This window comes from Sphingomonas sp., assembly GCF_029239295.1.
GTDB lineage: Bacteria > Pseudomonadota > Alphaproteobacteria > Sphingomonadales > Sphingomonadaceae > Sphingomonas.
On sequence record NZ_JAQZBC010000007.1, the window covers coordinates 133,964 to 154,588 of the forward strand.

The 20,625-nt window shown below is 66.0% G+C and carries 16 protein-coding genes; 12 read left to right on the plus strand and 4 right to left on the minus strand.

All coding sequences use genetic code 11. The annotated features are described in order from the left end of the window. The first annotated feature begins 7 nt into the window (after positions 1-7). The 5 genes from K0S66_RS09340 (at position 8) to K0S66_RS09360 (ending at position 4,636) form a co-directional block, all read left to right on the plus strand. Positions 8-1,519 carry a sensor histidine kinase gene (locus K0S66_RS09340; protein ID WP_301075074.1) on the plus strand — a complete coding sequence of 504 codons (1,512 nt, stop codon included), beginning with the start codon at positions 8-10 and terminating at the stop codon, positions 1,517-1,519. Next, entirely contained in the window at positions 1,516-1,959 is a 444-nt protein-coding gene (locus K0S66_RS09345; RefSeq protein ID WP_125946616.1) for a response regulator, read from the plus strand. Before K0S66_RS09340 ends, K0S66_RS09345 begins: the two co-directional genes overlap by 4 nt. Next, positions 1,959-2,984 carry a histidine kinase dimerization/phosphoacceptor domain -containing protein gene (locus K0S66_RS09350; protein ID WP_301075075.1) on the plus strand — a complete coding sequence of 342 codons (1,026 nt, stop codon included), beginning with the start codon at positions 1,959-1,961 and terminating at the stop codon, positions 2,982-2,984. Before K0S66_RS09345 ends, K0S66_RS09350 begins: the two co-directional genes overlap by 1 nt. A gap of 84 nt (positions 2,985-3,068) precedes the next feature. Continuing rightward, positions 3,069-4,175, plus strand: a complete 1,107-nt coding sequence (locus K0S66_RS09355) for an S-(hydroxymethyl)glutathione dehydrogenase/class III alcohol dehydrogenase (protein ID WP_301075076.1) — start codon at positions 3,069-3,071, stop codon at positions 4,173-4,175. Positions 4,176-4,252: 77 nt separating this feature from the next. Continuing rightward, on the plus strand, positions 4,253-4,636 hold the full coding sequence (locus tag K0S66_RS09360) for a VOC family protein (protein ID WP_301075077.1): 384 nt from the start codon (positions 4,253-4,255) through the stop codon (positions 4,634-4,636). 86 nt (positions 4,637-4,722) lie between these two features. On the opposite strand, the gene K0S66_RS09365 is transcribed toward K0S66_RS09360, so the two are convergent. Together K0S66_RS09365 and K0S66_RS09370 are read right to left on the minus strand one after the other, a co-directional pair. Next, positions 4,723-6,009, minus strand: coding sequence for a glycoside hydrolase family 130 protein (locus K0S66_RS09365; protein WP_301075078.1), 1,287 nt, complete (start codon positions 6,007-6,009; stop codon positions 4,723-4,725). Positions 6,010-6,040: 31 nt separating this feature from the next. Further along, positions 6,041-7,681, minus strand: coding sequence for a mechanosensitive ion channel family protein (locus K0S66_RS09370; RefSeq protein WP_301075079.1), 1,641 nt, complete (start codon positions 7,679-7,681; stop codon positions 6,041-6,043). A 181-nt stretch (positions 7,682-7,862) separates the two neighbouring features. Between K0S66_RS09370 and K0S66_RS09375 the strand changes: the two genes are divergently transcribed. Genes K0S66_RS09375 through K0S66_RS09385 form a run of 3 tightly spaced genes read left to right on the plus strand, consistent with a single transcriptional unit; the run spans position 7,863 to position 12,075 of the window. Next, a complete protein-coding gene (locus tag K0S66_RS09375; protein WP_301075080.1) occupies positions 7,863-9,041 on the plus strand; it encodes an HlyD family secretion protein in 1,179 nt (392 codons plus the stop codon). A 2-nt stretch (positions 9,042-9,043) separates the two neighbouring features. Further along, complete coding sequence (locus tag K0S66_RS09380; protein ID WP_301075081.1) at positions 9,044-10,603, plus strand: MDR family MFS transporter; 1,560 nt, start codon at positions 9,044-9,046, stop codon at positions 10,601-10,603. Further along, positions 10,603-12,075: an efflux transporter outer membrane subunit gene (locus tag K0S66_RS09385; RefSeq protein WP_301075082.1), complete on the plus strand. Its 1,473-nt coding sequence runs from the start codon at positions 10,603-10,605 to the stop codon at positions 12,073-12,075. The genes K0S66_RS09380 and K0S66_RS09385 overlap by 1 nt, the downstream gene beginning before the upstream one ends. Positions 12,076-12,140: 65 nt before the next feature. Here K0S66_RS09385 and K0S66_RS09390 read toward each other — a convergent pair whose 3' ends face one another. After that, positions 12,141-12,686 carry a TetR/AcrR family transcriptional regulator gene (locus K0S66_RS09390; protein ID WP_301075083.1) on the minus strand — a complete coding sequence of 182 codons (546 nt, stop codon included), beginning with the start codon at positions 12,684-12,686 and terminating at the stop codon, positions 12,141-12,143. Positions 12,687-13,002: 316 nt separating this feature from the next. Here K0S66_RS09390 and K0S66_RS16770 point away from each other — a divergent pair, with 316 nt between their 5' ends. From K0S66_RS16770 to K0S66_RS09410, 3 genes are all read left to right on the plus strand, one after another. Beyond that, the gene (locus K0S66_RS16770; protein ID WP_366520807.1) at positions 13,003-14,787 is read left to right on the plus strand and encodes a copper homeostasis protein CutC; all 1,785 of its coding nucleotides are present in this window, start codon (positions 13,003-13,005) and stop codon (positions 14,785-14,787) included. Further along, positions 14,784-15,917: an N-acetylglucosamine-6-phosphate deacetylase gene (gene nagA, locus K0S66_RS09405; RefSeq protein ID WP_301075084.1), complete on the plus strand. Its 1,134-nt coding sequence runs from the start codon at positions 14,784-14,786 to the stop codon at positions 15,915-15,917. Before K0S66_RS16770 ends, nagA begins: the two co-directional genes overlap by 4 nt. Positions 15,918-15,992: 75 nt before the next feature. Next, a complete protein-coding gene (locus K0S66_RS09410) occupies positions 15,993-17,945 on the plus strand; it encodes a S9 family peptidase (protein WP_301075085.1) in 1,953 nt (650 codons plus the stop codon). Between the two features lie 48 nt (positions 17,946-17,993). On the opposite strand, the gene mntR is transcribed toward K0S66_RS09410, so the two are convergent. Continuing rightward, positions 17,994-18,425 (minus strand): manganese-binding transcriptional regulator MntR, encoded by a 432-nt coding sequence (mntR, locus tag K0S66_RS09415; protein ID WP_301075086.1) that lies wholly within the window; start codon positions 18,423-18,425, stop codon positions 17,994-17,996. Positions 18,426-18,520: 95 nt separating this feature from the next. On the opposite strand from mntR, the gene K0S66_RS09420 reads away from it, so the two are divergent. Beyond that, entirely contained in the window at positions 18,521-20,617 is a 2,097-nt protein-coding gene (locus K0S66_RS09420) for a TonB-dependent receptor (RefSeq protein WP_301075087.1), read from the plus strand. The last annotated feature ends 8 nt before the right edge of the window (positions 20,618-20,625 follow it).

A 20,625-nucleotide genomic window follows, 5' to 3' on the forward strand; every position in this document is an offset into this window, starting at 1 on the left:
TCTGCAGATGGCGGCGGAAAAGGAGCAAGGCCTCGCCGTTGGCGAAGGGCGGATCGGACGCGTGCTCATCGCTTTCATGGCGGTGGGCTTCGTTGCTCTGATCGTTGCCGGCATTGCTGCTGCGTGGATGACGCGCGAGTTCTCGCGCCATAGCGCCGCTGTCTCGCACACTTATGAGGTCGAGCTTGCGATTGCCGATATGCGGCGATTGATCGAGCAAGGCGAAACAACGCGGCGCGGCTTCATCCTCGCCCCCGAGACAGCGGGCTTTTTGCAGGCCTATCGCGAGGCGGCCGCTGCCTTGCCGCGCTCGGCGAAGCGCCTTCGGCAGCTGACGTACGACAATCCCAAGCAGCAGGCGAACATCCGCAAGCTGGAGAGCGAGCTGTCGCAGCTTCTCGATCTGCGTGCGCGATCGGTTGAGCTCGTCGCCAATGGCGAGGTTGCACAGGCCGCGACGGAGTTCCGCGAAGAGATGAGCGCCGCGCGTCTCCGCGAGATCCGCGACCTGTTCGACGTCATGTCGCAGGAGGAGCGGGCGCTGCTGGCGGATCGTGATCGGCAACAGGAACGGGGTATCAACCTGTTCTATTCGGTGCTGACGATCGCCGGATTGCTGTTGCTCGCGGTCGCCATCGCATCGCTGCTGGTCGTCGTGCGGTACACGACCGATCTGACGCAATCGCGCGAACAGCTTCAGCAGCTCAACGAAAGCCTGGAAGCGATCGTCGTCGATCGCACCGCGGATCTTTCGCGGGCCAATGACGAGATTCAGCGTTTCGCATATATTGTCAGCCACGACCTTCGCTCGCCGCTGGTCAACGTCATGGGCTTCACGGCCGAGCTGGAATCGGCGACCGCTGCGCTGCGCGAGCAGATCGAGCGTATCGAAGCCGAAGCGCCGGAGTTGTTGACGCAGGAGGCGCAACTCGCCGCGCGTGAAGACCTTCCGGAATCGATCAGCTTCATCCGGACATCGACGCAGAAGATGGATCGCCTGATCAATGCGATTCTGGCCTTGTCTCGTCAGGGGCGCCGCGTGCTGGCGCCCGAGCCGCTAGACTTGAACCGTCTCGTCGACGGCATTCGCGATTCGATGGCGCACAAGCTGGACGAGACCGGCGCAACGCTGAACGTTCGCGGCACGCTGCCCCGCATCGTTTCCGACCGCGTCGCGGTGGAGCAGATCCTGTCCAACCTTATCGAGAACGCGGTGAAGTATCGCAGCCCCGATCGCCCCATTGAAGTCGACGTGAGCGGCGGGACGGTTGGCGACAGGATCTGGATCGAAGTGGCCGACAACGGCCGGGGCATCGACCCGCGCGACCATGAGCGCGTCTTCGATCTGTTTCGCCGGTCGGGCGCACAGGATCAGCCCGGAGAGGGCATCGGTCTGGCACACGTTCGCGCACTGGCGTATCGCATGGGCGGCACCATCACATTGCGGTCTGCGCTTGGCGAAGGCGCAACCTTCCGCGTATCGCTTCCATCGACGCTGACATTGCAGGAAAAGTCATGAACGCACATCAATCCGTCAGCATCGTGATGATCGAGGACGACGAAGGTCATGCCCGACTGATCGAGAAGAACATTCGTCGCGCGGGCATCCTGAACGACATCAAGCATTTCCTCGATGGCACCTCGGCGCTCGATTATCTGTTTAACTCGCCCGAGGGGCCGATGCTGAACGGGCCGGCGCTGGTGCTGCTCGATCTCAACCTGCCTGACATGAGCGGCACGGACATCCTGGCGAAGATCAAGGGGTCGGACGGCCCCGTAAAGCGGACGCCGGTCGTTGTGCTGACCACCACCGACGACAGCCGCGAGATCCAGCGCTGCTATGATCTGGGCGCGAACGTCTACATCACCAAGCCGGTGAACTATGAGAGCTTCGCCCAGGCGATCCGTCAGCTCGGCCTGTTCCTGTCGGTGATCCAGGTCCCTGACGTCGCGGACTGATGAACCGGATTCTCTACATCGACGATGACGAGGGCATACGCCGGTTGGCGTCGCGTGCCCTCGCGCGACGTGGATGGGACGTCACGACCGCGGACGGCGGTGAACTCGGTGTGCAGCTGGCCGCCGAGCAGAAGTTCAATCTGGTCGCCGTTGATCACTATATGCCGGGTATCGACGGGCTGGAGACGCTGGCGCGCCTGCGCGAGCTGCCGGATCCGCCCAGCGTCGTCTATGTGACCGGTTCCGAAGAACAGCGGGTGGCCGTCGCGGCGCTGCGCGCGGGCGCGTCGGAATATGTCGTCAAATCGGTTGGCGACGATTTCTTCGACCTGCTCGACGCTTCGTTCAAGGCAGTGGTGGCACGCGCGCAGCTGGAACGGCAGAAGGCTGATGCCGAGGAGGAGCTGCGCCTGTCGAACCGCCGGCTCGAGGCACTGCTGGCCGAGGTCAATCATCGCGTGGCCAATTCTCTCCAGCTTGTATCCGCTATGGTGCGATTGCAGGCCGGCGCGCTCACGGATCCGGGCGCCCGCGCGGCGCTGGAGGATACGCAGCGTCGGATCAGCGCGATCGCTCAGGTCCACCGTCGTTTGTACACCGGCGGCGATGTCGAACATGTCGACATGCGCGAGTATCTCGGCGCCCTGGTCGACGAACTGGCGCTGACCTGGTCGACGGTCGAGCAGCCGCGGGCCCTTCGTCTGGTGGCCGATCCCATCCTGCTGCCCACGGATCGGGCCGTATCGCTTGGCGTCATCGTTACCGAACTTGTCAGCAACGCCTGCAAATATGCCTATCCCAGCGGTAGCGGCGAAGTGCGCGTGGCATTGCACCGCGACGGCGACGACGTGTTCCTGCTCGCGGTCGAAGATGATGGCGTGGGCATGACTGGCGGCATTTCGCCTGGCGGAACGGGCGTCGGCACGAAGCTGATCCGCGCCATGGCGCAGAGCCTGCAGACAACGGTGGAGTATGATTCCGCCCATCGCGGCACACGCGCGATTCTGCGGGCCGCGCTGGCCTGACACGGCGCCCGGATTAGGGCTGACGCGGGGTGACGATGCGCGGGCGTTTTCTCTAAAGGCCGCGCATCAGCAAAGGAGCGCTCCATGAAGACCCGTGCCGCCGTCGCGTTCGAGGCGAAGAAACCGCTGGAGATCGTCGAGCTCGATCTCGAAGGGCCAAAGGTTGGCGAAGTGCTGGTCGAGATCATGGCCACCGGCATCTGCCACACCGATGCCTACACGCTGGACGGCCTCGACAGCGAGGGCATCTTCCCCTCGATCCTCGGCCATGAGGGCTGCGGCATCGTGCGTGAGGTCGGCCCCGGCGTCACCAGCGTCGCTCCCGACGATCACGTCATCCCGCTCTACACCCCGGAATGCCGCCAATGTAAGTCGTGCCTCAGCCAGAAAACCAACCTGTGCACCGCGATCCGGGCGACGCAGGGCAAGGGCCTGATGCCGGATGGCACCAGCCGCTTCAGCTACAAGGGCCAGCAGATCTTCCATTACATGGGCTGCTCGACCTTCTCGAACTTTACCGTCTTGCCCGAAATCGCGGTCGCGAAGATTCGCCCCGACGCGCCGTTCGACACCAGCTGCTACATTGGCTGCGGCGTCACCACCGGCGTGGGCGCGGTCGTGAATACCGCGAAGGTTGAGCCCGGCGCGACCGTTATCGTGTTCGGCCTTGGTGGCATCGGTCTGAACGTGATTCAGGGCGCCAAGTTCGCCGGTGCCGCGCGTATCGTTGGTGTCGATATCAACCCGGACCGCGAGGAATGGGGCCGCAAGTTCGGCATGACCGACTTCGTGAACCCGAAGGATGTTGGCGATGTCGTCCAGCATCTGATCGCGATGACCGATGGGGGCGGAGACTACACCTTCGATTGCACCGGCAACACGGTGGTCATGCGCCAGGCGTTGGAGGCGGCGCATCGCGGCTGGGGTGAGTCGATCATCATCGGGGTCGCCGAGGCCGGGAAGGAGATCGCGACGCGTCCGTTCCAGCTGGTCACGGGCCGTGTCTGGAAGGGAACGGCCTTTGGCGGTGCACGCGGGCGGACCGATGTCCCCAAGATCGTCGACTGGTACATGAACGGGCTGATCGAGATCGATCCGATGATCACTCACCGGCTGACGCTGGAGGAGATCAACAAGGGGTTCGACCTGATGCATGCGGGCGAGAGCATCCGCAGCGTGGTGGTTTACTGAGGCGTGATGACGATGGCGCCGGCACGGACTATGGCGTCCGTACCGGCGTTGGACCGGAGTTCTAGGGGAGAGTTTTAATGTTCAGCCACATGATGGTGGGATCGAACGATATCGATCGTTCGAAGAAATTCTATGACGCGCTGTTCGCCGCGGTCGGTGGCAAGCCCGCGATGCAGGACGACAAGGGCCGCCTGATCTACATGCACAATGGCGGGCTGTTCCTCGTCACCAAGCCGATCGACGGCGAGCCGGCGACGCACGCCAACGGCGCCACGATCGGCTTCGCGATGGAATCGCCGGAGCAGGCGAACGCATGGCACAAGGCCGGCACCGAGAATGGCGGCACCCCGATCGAGGACGCACCAGGCGTGCGCGAGGGCGGATTTGCCAACCTCTATCTTGCCTATCTGCGCGATCCCGACGGCAATAAGCTGTGCGCTATGCACCGCATGGCTGCCTGATCGCATTGTCCCTCTCCCCCATCGTGGGGGAGAGGGAGGTTCGGCTAATCAGCGGGACAGGAAGCGTCGGACGTCCGGCGGCGGGGTTACGCGGGGACCATCACGGACAGTAGATCGTCGACATTGCCGATGGCGAAGGCGCTGTATTCGTCGCCGATCGCATAAGGCAGCAGGATTCGACGACCGTGCAGCAACGCGCCGCAGCTGTAGGTGATGTTGGGTACATAGCCGCCGCGCTGTTCGGCGCTGGGGAACAGTAGCGGCGACGCAGTCCGGAACAGCACCTTCGACGGATCCTGCTTGTCGAGCAGGCAGGCCCCAATGCTGTAGCCGCGTATCAACCCGACGCCGTGGGTGAATACCAGCCAGCCTTCGTCGATTTCGATCGGTGAACCGCAATTGCCCATCTGGACGAATTCCCACGGGTATTTGGGACCCATGATGCGCTCACCGTTCTCCCAATTCTCCAGCGTGTCGGACCGCAGCAGCCAGATGTTCTCATTGTCCTGTCGGCCAAGCATGACGAACTGGCCATCGATACGGCGCGGGAACAGCGCCATGCCCTTATAGGCTGCCATTCGGCCGGTAAGTGCGCGCATCTCCACCGTCCGCATATCGACGCCGCGCAGCAGTTCCGCCCTCGCGTTCATCCCGTCATAGGCGGTGTAAGTGCCGATAACGCTGCGCGCGCCATCATCGTCGGTGAAATTGACGAGCCGCAGATCCTCGATGCCTGACCGCTGGCTGGGCAACACGGGAAAGAGCACGGTTTCGGAGACATCGTCGCTGTCGTTGCACAGCAGGCGGGTCCACCCCTCATGTTCGCGATCGATGCGGGGCGGGATGCCATGTTCGCTGGCCGGGGCGACCTCGATCCGGTCGCTGCCGTCCCACGTACCGGTGCGAAACGTCACCGATGAGATATGGCCTTCGCCAATCCCGCGCAGCGACAGCAGGAACGGCAGTTTATCGTCATCGGGATCGGCGTCGGGCACGCGGATGATGCTGGGGTTGAAGAGCGCCGCGGATTCGAAGGCATATTCCTGGCTGTAATAGGCGCCGAGCAATAGGCGGTCAGTGCTGTCGATCGTTGTCGGCAGGTCGAGCGATGCGGCAACTTCGTCATACCGGCGCAAGAACGTCTCGTCCGCATTGCGATGGCGTTCGTGCATCGGCTTCGCCAACAACATGCGCATCCGCTTGCGCATCGCCGGGCTCAGCGCGAGCAGGCGATCCGCCACCTGCTTCATGCGGGCTGGCCGATTGTCGGCGAAACCATCGGGATAGTCGAAGCTGAACGGGCGGATCACGGTGCGGGACGGATCGGGCTTTAGTTCGATATCCAGCGTGGTGAAAACGTCCGCTGCTTTCATCAGGTGTTTTCCTGTCCGGTGAAGAAGATGATCATGAACGGTCGAGTTCGGCCGATGGTACCGCGGGGTCGTCGCTGCTTGCCTCCTCGGCATTATCATTGACGAAGAAGAGCCTGCGGGCGGGCACTGCCAGGCGAATGTCCGCCCCGCTCAGCCCCTCATAGATCGACAGCAGCAGTTCCTGCCGAACCACCGTGCTTTCGCCAAAGTCGCCGAGGTTGATGTAGGCGAAGATCTCCACCTCCAGCGCACTCTCGCCAAAACTGGCGAAACGGGCACGTGGCCCATCCTGCAGTACCTTATCGTGGCTTTTCAGCACTTGCTCGATGATGCGGACCGCTTCGCGAATCTTCTCGGCCGGGGTCCCGTAATCCAGCCGGATGACCGGATTGAACAGGAAGCGGTCGCGCTTGGCGTAGTTCTCGATCTGCCGCGATGAGAAGTCGCCGTTGGGGATGGTGACGATCGTCCGATCGTTGGTGCGGATGCGGGTGGAGCGGATACCGACGTCCTCCACCGTGCCGACCACGTCGCCCACCCGGCAGAAGTCACCCACCTGCACCGGACGGTCGGCGATTACCGTCACGCTGCCGACGAGATTTTCCACAGTCTTCTGGGCGCCTAGCGCCAGCGCGATACCGCCGATACCCAGCGCTGCGATGCCGGTCGTCACATCGATCCCGAAGGTGTCCAGGACGGCTACGATGCTGAACACCAGCAGCAGGATCTTCGCCGCGCGGCGAAGCAGGGTCACGACCGATACCGCCTGACGGCGCGCCCGCCGGGTCATGCGCGCGATAGTCACGTCGGCGATGGCATCGACCAATCGCAACCCGAACCAGACCAGCGCAATCGCCGCAACGCCGCCCGCATAACGAAGCAGCGTCTGCCGCGCGACGATCGCGACCTCGAGCCGTTCCGCCCAGCCGTAGAACGCAATCACCGCAATAAAGAGGCTGAGCGGCGGTAGGGCGGCGTGGAAGAAACGGTACACGCCGCTGGAATCGGGATCGGAGATACCGCGCCGCATTAGGGTGAGCGCCAGTGTCGCCAATAGGCGTAGAACAACGAAGCTGAGTGCGGCGACGCCGGCGAGCAGGCCCCAATCCTCGACGGGCGCGCCGGCAACGTTGACGCTCGGGACAGTGGACGTCGGCGGCGGCGTGACATGCGTCGCGGGCACGGTCATCAACCGGCGGATCGTGTCGTGGGAGATCTGCCAAACCCGGCGGCCATCAACCTCGCGTTGCACCAGAGTAATTGGCGCCTCGCCCTCACCAATCCGCAAATCGCCGATCAACTCGCGGTCGACAGGCAGATTATCATCGATCCGGCCGCCGGGTTCGTTGGAGAGGCCGGCAAAGGGCGTCAGCGACCCGCCGCTGTCGAGCAGGCGTTGCAAACGGCGGGCGAGCTCCGACGCGCCGTCCAAAACGCGCGCGTCCTGTTGCACCGGCAGATCGAAGTAATTGGCAGCGCGTGCATAATCACGCTTGGCGAGCGCCTCGATCAGCCCAGTGACGGACGAACGCGGGGTTTCGCGGCCAAACGGATCGGGGGCAACCGTCGGGGCGGTACTGTTCGACGTCGCCGCTTCCTGCGCGGGCGCGATCGCCGGCGTCAGGCCGACAAGGAATAACAGAAGAAGGAAGTGACGAATGGTTCGAGCCACGAAGACCTGCTGGGTTGAGGGAGCCGGTTGAACAACGCCAGTCTTACCCGAACGGTCGCACCGGTCGTGGCAGCCGAGGAACCACTGGGCGCACTGAGCGCCACGGTGGCAGCAGGAAGGTTGATAGCGGACACGCTGTCCGCTTATAGGGCCGCGCGAATGGCAGCATGACAAAGGCCACATGAGCGAGCACCCACAGCAGACCGAAGAACAGGCGACCGTCGCTGAGGCACAGGGCGACGAGGATCTGGCAAAGCCGCGCCGCCGCCTGAGCGGGCGCACGCGACTGATCCTGATCCTTGTCGTCCTGCTCGTGTTGGGGGGCGGGGTGCTGTGGTTCGTGCGCTACGAAACCACTGGCAAGTTCATGCAGGAGACGAACGACGCCTATATCCGCGCCGATCTGGTCACCATCGCTCCTAAGGTCAGCGGCTATGTTGCCGAGGTACTGGTAAGCGACAATCAGGATGTTGTCGCCGGCCAGCCGCTCGTGCGCATAGACCCGCGTTCGTATCGGGCGCACGCGGCGCAGGCCGAGGCGCAGATCGCCCAGGCAGAGGCGAGCGCCAACGCGACGCGCGCCCAGATCGCCCAGCAGCGCGCAGCGATCGAGCAGGCGCAGGCCCAGCTTGCCGCCGCGCAAGCGAAGGCGCGTTACGATGCCGAAGAAGTCCGCCGCTACACACCGCTGGCCGCCTCCGGCGCTGAAAGCCGCCAGCAATTGGCACAGCTGCGCGCCGCGGCCGAGCAGTCCGCCGCCAACGCCCGCGCTCAGGCAGCGGCGCTTGCCGCGCAACAACGTCAGGTCGCGACTTTTGAGGCGCAGATCGGCCAGTCGCGCGCGCAGCGGCAGGGCGCGGCCGCGCAGCTAGAGGCGGCGAATGTGGACGTCTCGTCCACGATCATCCGCTCGCCGGTCGCCGGCCGCATTGGCGATCGGACAGTCACCGTCGGGCAGTTCGCCTCAGCGGGCACGCGATTGATGTCGGTGGTGCCGCTGCGGCAGATCTATGTGACAGCGAATTTCAAGGAAACGCAGCTCGCGCTGATGCGTCCCGGGCAGCCGGCGACGATTGCAGTCGATGCCCTTGATGGCACCAAGTTGCTTGGGCGCGTTGCGAGTGTGTCGCCGGGCACGGGCGCGCAATTCTCCCTGCTGCCGCCGCAGAATGCGACGGGCAACTTCACCAAGATCGTCCAGCGCGTGCCGGTCCGTATCGAACTGGAGGCGACCCCGGCGGCGCGGCGGCTGCTGGTGCCGGGCCTGTCCGTGACGGTGACAGTCGATACGCGGAGCGCGAAGGGGCAGCTGGATCAGATCCGCAAGCAGCAGGAACAGCTGACGGACCGGAAGCGCTGAACATGGCCAGTGCAGCGATCCCGACGGCATCCGCCGTGCCGGAGCGTGCTGACGCGTCGGCTTGGGTCGCGGTGGCCGCAGGCACGCTGGGCGCGTTGATGGCGACGCTCGACATCTCGATCGTGAATTCTGCGCTGCCGGTGATTCAGGGAGAGATCGGGGCAAGCGGCACTGAGGGGACGTGGGTCGCGACAGCCTATCTGGTCGCGGAAATCGTCGTCATCCCGATGGCCGCATGGCTGCAGCGGCTGCTTGGTCTGCGCACCTTTCTGCTGACTGCGGCGGGCCTGTTCACACTGTTTTCGGTGGTTTGTGGCACCGCCACCACGCTGTCGATGATGATCATCGGGCGGGTGGGGCAGGGGTTCACCGGCGGCGCGATGATCCCCACCGCGCAGACGATCATCGCGCAGCGGCTGCCGCCGCGCCAGCAGCCGATCGGGATCGCGCTGTTCGGCGTCACCGCCATTCTGGGGCCGGTGGTCGGCCCGCTGGTCGGCGGATGGCTGACGGAGAATATCAGCTGGCATTACGCCTTCTTCATCAACGTGCCGATTTGCGCGATCCTCGTCACGATGCTGCTCGTCGGCCTGAAGCATGAGAAGGCGGACATGACCGAATTGGGCAATGCCGATTGGCTTGGCATTGCCGGCCTGGCGCTGGGGCTTGGCGGGCTGACCGTGTTTCTTGAGGATGGTCAGCGCGAGCAATGGTTCGATTCCGGCCTGATCCGGCTGATGGCATTGGTGTCGGTGATCGGTTTCGTGCTGCTGCTGATCGGTCAGCGAACCGCGACGCGGCCGATCATCAAGCTCAGCCTGCTGCTCGACCGGCAATTCGGCTCGGTCGCACTGATGGGGCTGGTGCTGGGCATGGTGTTGTACGGCACCTCCTATGTCATTCCGCAGTTTCTGGCAGCGCTGGCCGACTACAACGCGCTGCAATCCGGCAAGGTCGTGCTGCTTTCCGGCCTGCCCAGTCTGGTCATGATGGCCATCGTTCCCTTCCTGCTGCGCAGCGTCGACATCCGGCTGGCCGTGGGTGCGGGTCTGCTGATCATGGCGGGGTCGGCCTTTCTGGATTCCGCGCTGACGACCGGAACGAGTGGCGGGGACTTCACCGTGTCCCAGTTGATGCGTGGCGTCGGCCAGATCCTGGGGATGCTGTTCCTGAGCCAGGCGGTGGTACGGTCAGTGCCGCCGGCGGATGCGGGTGACGCATCCGGGTTGTTCAACGCGGTGCGCAACCTGGGTGGCAGCTTTGCACTGGCCGGTATCTCGATCCTGCAGGAGCAGCGCGTATGGCTCCACTCACGGCGGATGGAAGAAACGCTCAATGCCAATTCGCCGATGGTGCAGGATTATGTTTCCGCGCTTAGCCAGACGCTTGGCGGTGCGCCGGCCGCGATCGGCTCGGTTGCGCAGCAGATCCAGGCACAGGCGCTGGTGATGGCATATAATGATATCTTCTGGATCATGGGCGTGGGCACGATGATCGTGCTGCCGCTGGTCCTGTTCCTACGTCCCTTACCCAAGGATGCCGCGCCCGCGGCGATGCACTGATGCGCTCCACCCTATTGCTTTCGTTCCTTTTGCTTGGCGCCTGCACCGTCGGGCCGGACTATAAGGGGCCGCCGGCGGTCGGCGCGGGGGCCGCAGGGAAGGGGCATTTCGTGCGGGGCCAGGAAGCGGTTGCGCCGGCGCCGGCAGTGGCGCGCTGGTGGGAAACGCTGGGCGATGCGACGCTGAACCGGTTGGTCGACGATGCGCTGGCGCAAAGCCCCACCATTGCCGCAGCGGAGGCGCGGATCCGCCAGGCGCAAGCGCAGGCGCGGCAGCAACGCGCCAATCGCGCGCCGAGCCTCAGCGCCAACGGTACCTATCTGCGGGCCCAGTTGCCGGGCATCGATTTGGGAGAAAGTGAGGCGGGTTCGGCCGGTAATGGCACCGGATCGGCGACGAACGGCCTCGATTTCTACAACCTTGGCCTCAACGCGTCGTGGGAGCCGGATCTGGTCGGCGGCCTGCGGCGGGGCGTCGAGCAATCGCAGGCGGCGGTTGGTCAGCGCTATGCCGATCTGGCTGATGCGCAGGTCAGCCTGTCTGCGCAAGTGGCGCAGGCCTACGTCAATTACCGCGATGTGCAGGACCGGATTCGGCTGAACGCGCAGTCCGCCTCGCTTCAGCGTCAGGGGCTGGCGTTGATGCAGCAGCGGTTCGCTGCGGGGACGGTATCGGCGTTGCAGGTCGAGCGGTTGAAGACCGATCTGGAAAGCACCGACGCGCAGGCGATCCCGCTGACCGCGCAGGCGGACGAATATCGCGATGTGCTGGCGCTGCTGACCGGCCGCACACCGGGGACGCTGGACGCGACATTGGCAACGCCGGTTGCTGTGCCGCTGCCCCCAGCGATGGTGGCAGTTGGTGATCCGGGCACGCTGATCGCCAACCGGCCTGACATCCGGGCGGCGGAACGGGCACTGGCCGCCAGCACGGCGGCGATCGGCGTCAACGAGGCCAAACGCTATCCCGCGATCCGGTTCATGGGGATATTGGGGCTGGGCGGCACGTCGCCGGGCGATGTGCTGGACCCCGGTAACCTCACCACGTTGCTGGCGCCGCAGATCAGCTGGTCGTTCCTGGATTTCGGCCGCACCGCCGCGGCCGTCCGCCAGTCCGAAGCGCAACGCGATGAGGCGGAGGCCAATTACCGGCAGACGGTATTGGCCGCGTTGCAGGATGCGGAGACCAGCCTGTCGCGGTTCGCCGCGACGCGCCGCCAGCTGGCGCGGCTGGTGAGTGCCGAACAATCGGCGTCGCGCGCCGCCACGCTGAACCGACAGCGTGTGGAGGCGGGGACCAGCACGATGATCGACCAGCTCGACATCGAGAGGCAGCGGCTGTCGGCGGCGATGGCTGTCGCGCAGGCCAAGGCGCAGCTGACCAACAGCTTCGTGGCGGTGAACAAGGCATTGGGGCTGGGCTGGACGCCCCAGACACCGGCAGGAGAGGCGCCGCCATCAACCGGCGGCTGATCGTCGCGGTGCTGCGCCGGTCAGCTTGGCACCAGGCAGCGCGGCATCCGTCAGCGGGACATCCGTTAGCGGGGGGCCAGGCCGCGCAGAACGAGATCCAGCGCCTCGGCGATCTCCGCCTCGACCGCGTCATTCACCTGCTTGTCGACGATGAAGCCCCACATCATCCGCATCGCGGTGACGAGATGCCGCGGCGTGACGTCAGGGCGCAGCTCGCCGCGGGCGATAGCCCGTTCCACCGAGCCGGCGAACAGCCGCTCCAACCGGTCGCCCAGCGCGGCGAAGGTGACCAGATTGTCGCGCGACAGCTGCATGTCGAGCCGCAGCCGGGTGAACAGCTGCCAGGAGAACAGCCCGTCGCGCACCAGCAGCGGCAGCAGCTCTGCGATCGGCATGGTGGGATCGAACCGCTCCTCGAATACCGCGATCTGGCGGTCGAAGATCGCGAAGGCGAGGTCCAGCCGGTCCTTGAAGTTGCGGTACAGCGTGCCGCGCCCTACGCCAGCGCGCGCGGCGATATCCTCCAGCGGGACGCCGAAACCCTCGGCATCGAAAGAGGCGGCCGCAGCCTCCAGCAGCGCCTCGCGCCGCGCGCGCGCATCACGGCGCATGGCGGCGTGCTCCGGTGTTGCGCGCGATCATGGACGCTGATTAGGCGGGCGAGCGCCGGAAAGGCAACCGGGCGCGGCGATCAGGCGGGCAGGCGACGGTTGATGCTGCGCCACCGGTCGCCGGTCACCGGTCACCGTTCGCGGGAGCGCGGTCGGCGACCCATATAACTCGGCGGTATGAGCTCTCGAACCCAAAGAGCGCGCGCGCATGCACATATCCTCTATTACGCGGCCGGTGGACATCGGGCAGGTGGCGCAACCAGGCAACCGGCGCAGCGAACCGGCGCGGCGCACGAGCTGACGGAAGGCTGAGCGCATGAGTGAGGTCCTGATCGAGATTTGCGTCGACGACGCATCCGGCCTTGCGGCGGCCATCGCCGGCGGGGCCGATCGTATCGAGCTGTGTTCCTCACTCGGGCTGGGAGGGCTGACGCCGACGCCCGGGCTGATGCGCTTGGCGGCCAGCTCACCTGTTCCGGTCCGTGCGATGATCCGGCCGCGCGACGGCGGGTTCTGCTATGACGCGGCGGAGCGCATTGCGATGCTGCACGACATCGATGCAGCGCGGGCCGAGGGCCTGGCGGGTGTCGTCATCGGCGCGCTGACACAGCAGGGCGAGCTTGACGTTCCGATGCTGGAGGAGCTGGTCGCCCGTGCCGTCGGAATGGATGTGACGCTGCACCGTGCGGTCGATCTGTTGCCCGACCCGACAGTGGCGGTGGCGATCGCGGCGCGGCTTGGCGTCGCGACGATCCTGACATCGGGCGGCGTTGCCACCGCCGCGGAGGGCGCGGCCACCATCCGCCGGATGGGCGAACTGGCGGGCGGGCGAGTCGAGATCATGGCTGGTGGCGGCATCCGCGGCGCGACCGTTGCCGCGCTGGCAACGCAGACCGGGGTCCGCGCGGTTCAGGCATCGGCGTCGCGTCCGCGCGCCACCTGGGCACCGGCGCTCAAGCTGGGGTTCGACAGCGAACTGGCGCGCGCAACCGATTGGGAGGAAGTCGCCCGTCTGCGCGCCGCGCTGCACCGTCCGGCCGCGGTGCCGGGGAAACCAATGGTCGCCGGGTCGCTCCCGCGTGGTCCGTCAGGCACGTTGATGCATGCTGAGGCGAGCGAGGGGCCCGAGGCCGCCGCCCGCTTCCTCGCGCGCAATGGCGAGGTGATCGCCAGGCTGGCACAGCGGTTGCGAGCGAACCCGCCACCCTTTGTCGTGACGTGTGCGCGTGGATCGTCCGACCATGCCGCCACGTTCGGCAAATATCTGTTCGAGACGAAGACAGGGATCACCGTTGCCTCCGCCGCGCCGTCAATCGCGTCGCTCTATCGCACGCCGCTTCACGCCAGAGGCGCGCTGTGCCTGGCGATTTCGCAGTCCGGCCAAAGCCCCGATCTTCTCGCCACGGCCGAAGCGTACAAGGCCGGCGGCGCGTTCGTGGTGGCGATGGTGAATGACGAGGAATCGCCGCTGGCGGCCTGCGCCGACGAGGTGCTGCCGCTGTGCGCCGGCCCCGAGCGGTCCGTCGCTGCGACGAAATCATACATCACCTCGCTCGTGGCGCAGGCGGCGCTGGGCGCTGCATGGGCAGGCGACACCGCGCTGCAGGATCGGCTGGCAGCGCTGCCCGACGCGCTGGCGCGGGCCTTCGCGCTGCGCTGGGGCGCGGCGATCCCGCCGCTGGTCGGTGCGCGCGACCTGTTCGTGCTCGGGCGCGGCTATGGCTTTGCCGTGGCGCAGGAAGCGGCGCTCAAGTTCAAGGAAACCTGCGGGCTGCATGCCGAAGCGTTTTCGGCGGCCGAGGTTCGCCACGGGCCGATGGCGATCGTCGGACGCGGTTTTCCGGTGCTCGGCTTTGCCAGCTCGGATGCGACCGGCGATGACGTGCGTGCCGCCGCGGCGCAATTTGGCAAGCGCGGTGCGGTGACGCTGCTGGCAGATGCGGGTGGCGCCGGCGCGCTGCCGGCGATTGCGTGCGATCCGGTGCTGGAACCGATCCTGCAGATCCAGAGCTTCTATCGGATGGTAAACGCCCTGGCGATTGCGCGAGGGGTCGATCCCGACGCGCCGCCGCATTTGAGGAAGGTGACCGAAACACGATGAGCAAGTTCCTGTTCGAGAACGGCACCGTCGTGCTCGGCGACGGCCGGACGGCGGAGCATCTGCTGATCGAGGATGATCGCGTCGCGGCGCCAGATGCTGATCGCGCCGGGGCAGAACGGATCGACCTAGCCGAGGGATGGCTGCTGCCGGGGTTCATCGACACGCAGGTGAACGGCGGCGGCGGCGTGCTGTTCAACGACGATCCGAGCGTCGAGACGATCGCGGCGATCGGCGCGGCGCATGCGCGCTTTGGCACCACGGGATTTCTGCCGACGCTGATCTCCGACACGCCCGAGAAGATCGATCGTGCGCTGCGGGCGACCGAACAGGCGATCGCCGCCGGCGTGCCGGGGGTGCTAGGCATCCATATCGAGGGGCCGTTCCTCAATCCCCGGCGGCGCGGCACGCATGACGTGGCGCACTTCATCCGGCTGGACGCGGAGAAGATCGCGCTGCTGTCCAGCCTGACCCACGGCCGCACATTGGTGACGCTGGCGCCGGAAATGACCACACCGGACGATATCCGCGCGCTCGCGGCGGCCGGCGTGATCGTGGCGGCGGGGCATACCGACGCCGATTACGCGACGATGCAAAGCGCGTTCGAGGCCGGCGTGACGGGGGTAACCCATTTGTTCAACGCGATGTCACCGCTGCACCATCGCAAGCCTGGCGTGGTCGGCGCGGCGATCGAGAACCGGACGGCCTATGCCGGGTTGATCGTCGACGGTCGGCATGTCGCGCCGGCGGCGCTGCGGATCGCGCTGGCCGCGCGGCCGCACGATCGCTTCATGCTGGTCACGGATGCGATGTCGACGGTCGGCACCGATGCCGATCATTTCGTGCTGCAGGGCAAGACGATACGGATCGAGAATGGCGTGTGCGTCGAGGCCGATGGGACGCTGGCCGGGTCAGCGCTCGACATGGCGACGGCGGTTGGCAACGCAGTGCGGATGCTGGGGCTCGAGGTGGCGGAAGCGTCGATGATGGCGTCCGGCGCGCCGGCGGCGTTCCTGGGCCTTGGCGATCGCGGCGCGCTGCGTCCGGGCATGCGGGCCGATATGGTTTGGCTGGGCGCGGATCTTGGCGCGCGGGGCACGTGGATCGCCGGTCGCCGCGTTGGTGAAGCGTAGCGTCTCGAGCGGCGCGGGGTCATTCCGGGCCACCATGGCTTGACGGTGGCACGGTAGCTGTTCGATCAGGGCCCTATGTTCAAGCACTTCGCCGCATCGCTCACCCTCGTCGCGCTTGCCGCCGGCGCCTCCGCCCAGACCATCAGCCAGCAGACCGTCAGCCAGCGTCAGGTGGGCAGCGCCACGCTGTCGGGCGTGCCGGAGATCCCCGCCGATGTGCGCGAGGCGGTGCAGCGTTACCAGAACAGCCGGGCGGCGCAGTTCGAGGATTGGCTGCCCGACGGCTCGATGCTGATCGCCACGCGCTTCGGCGCGACGCAGCAGCTGCATCATGTGGCGAAGCCCGGTGCGACGCGCACCCAGATCACCTTTGGCGCCGAACCGATCGCCAGCGCCACCGTCATCCCCGGTACCGATCGCTTCGTGATGACGCGTGACACCGGCGGCGACGAGTGGTTCCAGCTCTACACCCGTGGCCTCACCGGCACCGCGCAGCAGCTGACGCAGGCGGGCACGCGCAACGGCTCGCCTGTGTTCAGCAAGGACGGCAGCCTCCTCGCCTGGGCACGCGCCACGAAGGGCAGCGCAGCCTATACGATCCTCGGCGTCGACCCGAAGGCCGGCGGCGCGCCGCGCACCTTGTATCAGGCGGACGGCGCCGTCGCCCCGGCGGATATCGCGCCCGACAAGTCGCGGCTGATCTTCGTGCGCAGCCTGTCGAACCGCGAGGACCAGCTGTTCGAGCTCGATCTCGCCACCGGCAAGGCACGTCGCATCGCACCCAAAGCGGAGGCGGCGGTCTATAACGATCCGCGCTACCTGCCCGGCGGCAAGAAGCTGATCGCCATTTCGGATCGCGGCAACGACACGCGCCAGCTGGTCGAGATTGACCTTGCGACCGGCGCGCAGATGGTGCTGACGCCGGGCCTGAAGTGGGACGTCGAAAGCTATGACCTGACCGATGACGGCCGGGTGCTCGCTTATGCCGTGAACGAGGACGGCTTCTCCCGCGTCGTGGTGCAGGATCGCATCACCCGCCGCGCGCTGCCGCAGCCGACGCTGCCCAAGGGCGTGCTGACCGCGCTGAAATTCTCGCCCGACGGCAAGCAGCTCGCGATCGGCCTTACCTCCGCCACCTCGGCCGGGGACGTTTGGAGCTGGGACGTCGACGAGGGGCAGCTCACCCGCTGGACGACGTCGGAACTCGGCGATCTCGATCCGGCGCAGCTCGCCGAGCCGGAGCTCATTCGCTTCAAGTCGTTCGACGGCCTGTCGGTGCCGGCCTTCGTCTATCGGCCGAAGGGCGTGCCCGCGGGCACGCGCACCCCGGTAATCATCGACATCCACGGTGGGCCGGAGGCGCAGACGCGGCCGATCTGGAATTATGGCGCGCAATATTTCGCCGACGTGCTGAAGGCGACGGTGATCCTGCCCAACGTCCGCGGCAGCGACGGCTATGGCAAGCGCTACCTCAACCTCGACAATGCCGAGAAGCGCGAGGATTCGGTCAAGGACATCGGCGCGCTGCTCGACTGGATCGCGCAGCAGCCGAACCTCGATGCCAATCGCGTCGCGGTTTATGGCCAATCCTATGGCGGGTACATGAGCCTCGCCGTGATGACGCATTATTCCGATCGCCTGGTCGGCGGCGTCGAGCGCTATGGCATCAGCAACTGGATCACCTTCCTTGAGAAGACCGAGGCCTATCGCCGCGACAATCGCCGCGCCGAATATGGCGACGAGCGCGATCCCAAGATGCGCGCGGTGCTGCAGCGCGTCTCGCCGATCACCAACGTCGATCGCATCAAGAAGCCGATGCTGGTAATGCAGGGCGCCAACGACCCGCGCGTGCCGCAGCTGGAATCCGATCAGGTGGTCGAGAAGCTGCGCGCGAACGGCAATGAGACCTGGTACGTCCTGTTCGCCGACGAGGGGCATGGCTTCATGAAGAAGCCGAACAACGACCTTCGCCGCGAGGTGGAAACGGTGTTCCTGCGCCGCCTGTTCGAGCAGCAGCCGGCGCGCTGAGGCCGCCGCGCCCAGCGAAGGTCGGGCCGGGGGGCCGCAGTCGCCCGGTTAATTGCCTTCGCTGGTGAGGCGCGCGGTCAGCGCCTCCAGCTTCGCCAGCGTTTCGGCGCTGACATGATGTTCGATCCCTTCCGAGTCCGCGCGCGCGACTGCGGGATCGAGCCCTAGCGCTAGGAGAAAATCGAGCACGACGCGGTGCCGTTCGCGGGAAGCGTCCGCGATCTCGCGCCCCCGTTCGGTCAGGAAGATCGAGCGATATCGCTTGTTCTCGACCAGGCCGTCGCGCCGTAGCCGCGTAATCACCTTTGACGCGGTTGCCTGCGCCACGCCGAGCCGCTCGGCGATATCGGTCAGCCGCGCTTCGCCTTCGGTGGCGATCAGATCGCCGATCAGCTCGACATAATCCTCCGACACTTCGGTCAGGTTCGCCTCGCGCGTCTTGCGGAAGGCGGCAGCACGGTCAGCAGCGGAAAGCGACATGCGCGCTCCATAACCGCTGTCCTAGCTAAAGCCCAAGCAGGGAACTTGCATCCATGCCGATAATTTAGCAATGGCTAACTCCCTTAGTGGAGGGAATGATGAATCTGGCAGCGGCGATGGTGACGGCGGCAACGGCGCTGACAGCGACGGCGGTCGACGCGGAACCGCAAGCAGCGCCGGACGGGGCGATCGTGGTGACGGGAACGCGCACGCCGCGATCCCTGCGGGAAGCGCCGGTGCGAACCGACATCATCGGGCCCGCGGTGCTGGAGCGCGCAGCGCCGCGCAATCTGGCCGACGCGATCGATTTCCTTCCCGCCGCGCGATCGGAGAGCAACTGCCAGAATTGCAACACGACCGAGATCCAGCTGCTCGGCCTACCGGGCGCCTATAACCAGATCCTGCTCGACGGATTGCCGCTGATGACGGGCGTCGCCGCGGTCTATGGGGTTGAGCAGATCCCGGCGGTGCTGGTCGACCGGATCGAGGTAGTGAAGGGCGGAGCGTCGGTCCTTTATGGTCCCGGCGCCGTGGCGGGGGTGGTGAACGTCATTCCCCTGCGCCCCGAGCGCGACACGATCCGCGCGGCCATGGACGTCCAGCATCTGGCGGGGCGATCCAGCGTGTTCGGTTCACTGTTGGGGGCGAAGACCTTTTCCACCGGCTTCATCAACCTGTTCGCGCAGGCGGAGCACAGCCCGGCGATCGACCTGAACGATGACGGCTACAGCGAGCTTGCGCGGCGCAAGCTGGTCACCGTGGGTGCGCGCGGTGAATGGCGGCCCGGTGACGCCACCACGGTTGCGGTGGATTACCAGTTTACCAGCGAACGCCGTCGGGGCGGCAACGCCTTCGATCGCGCAGCCTATCTCGCCAACATTGCCGAGCAGATCGACAGCGACGTGCATCGCGGCACGATCAGCGTCACGCAGGATTTGGGCCCGGATTTGCGCGCCATCGCCACCTACGCCCTGTCGCGGCTGAAGCGTCGCAGCTTCTATGGCGGACTGGGCGATGTGGAAACCGATCCGGGGGCGAGCGGTTTCGACGCGGCGGCGCTGGCGGAGGCGGTCGCGATCAGCCGGCGGCAATATGGCCGAACGCATGACAGCTTTGACTATGGCGAGGTCAGACTGGAGGCCAGTGCCGGCGCTCATTCCCTGCTGGGCGGAGTGCAATATCGCCGTGAAAGCGTCACTGACCGCGCCGAAGATGTCGATCGCACCCGGCTGGCGACGCTGGTGTCGGGCAGCTTCGACACGCTGGGCGCGTTCGTTCGGGACGAATGGACGCTTGGCACGGGCCTTCGGTTGATCCTCGGGGCGCGGCTCGACAAGAGTTCAGCGCTGTCGTCGGTGATCGCCTCACCGCGTATCGGCCTGTGGGCGTCGCCGAGCCCCTCGCTGGTGCTGCGGGCCAATTACTCGACCGGCTATCGCGCGCCGGAGGTGTTCAGCGAGGATATCCATGTCGCCATATTGGGCGCGGCGCCGATCAGGGTCGTGAATGCTCCTGGGCTGGCGGCCGAGCGGGCGGACAGCGTGGCGATCGGTTTTGACTGGCGGCCGACGTGGAATGACGGGGCGGTCACGCTGGACGGGCAGGCCTATTTCACGCGGTTGCGCGACACCTTCTTCCTGGGGGCGGTGGAGACGGCGAACGACGGATCGCTGTTCCAGACGCGGGTGAATGCCGGCGGTAGCCGCGTCGCGGGCGCGGAGATGACGCTGGGTTACCGCTTCACGTCGACGCTGAATGCCAGCGTGGGCGCTGCCTATATCGACGCGCGCTATGACGATCCGCAGGTGGTCTTCGACGAAGCAGGAACGGTGCTCGCCACGCGGCGGTATCTGAAATCGCCGCGCCTGTCCGGGGTGGGGCAGGCGGTCTGGCGGATGACGCCGTCCTTCGACGCGTTTCTGGCGGCGCGCTACACCGGGCCAATGCGGGTGCTGAACAACCGACTGGGGGCCGTTCGCCGCAGCAACGATTTCCTGGTGCTCGATCTCACCGGGACGCGGCACTTTCCGGTGGGCGACACCGGCCGCGAAGTGGACGTGACGTTCGGGATCAAGAACCTGACCGATGTGCGTCAGCGCGATCTGGAGTCAGGGCCCGAGCGCGACAGCGATTACGTCTATGGCCCACGCCAGCCCCGCACGTTGTTCGTGCGGATCAATGCGCACTTCTAGGCTGTGGC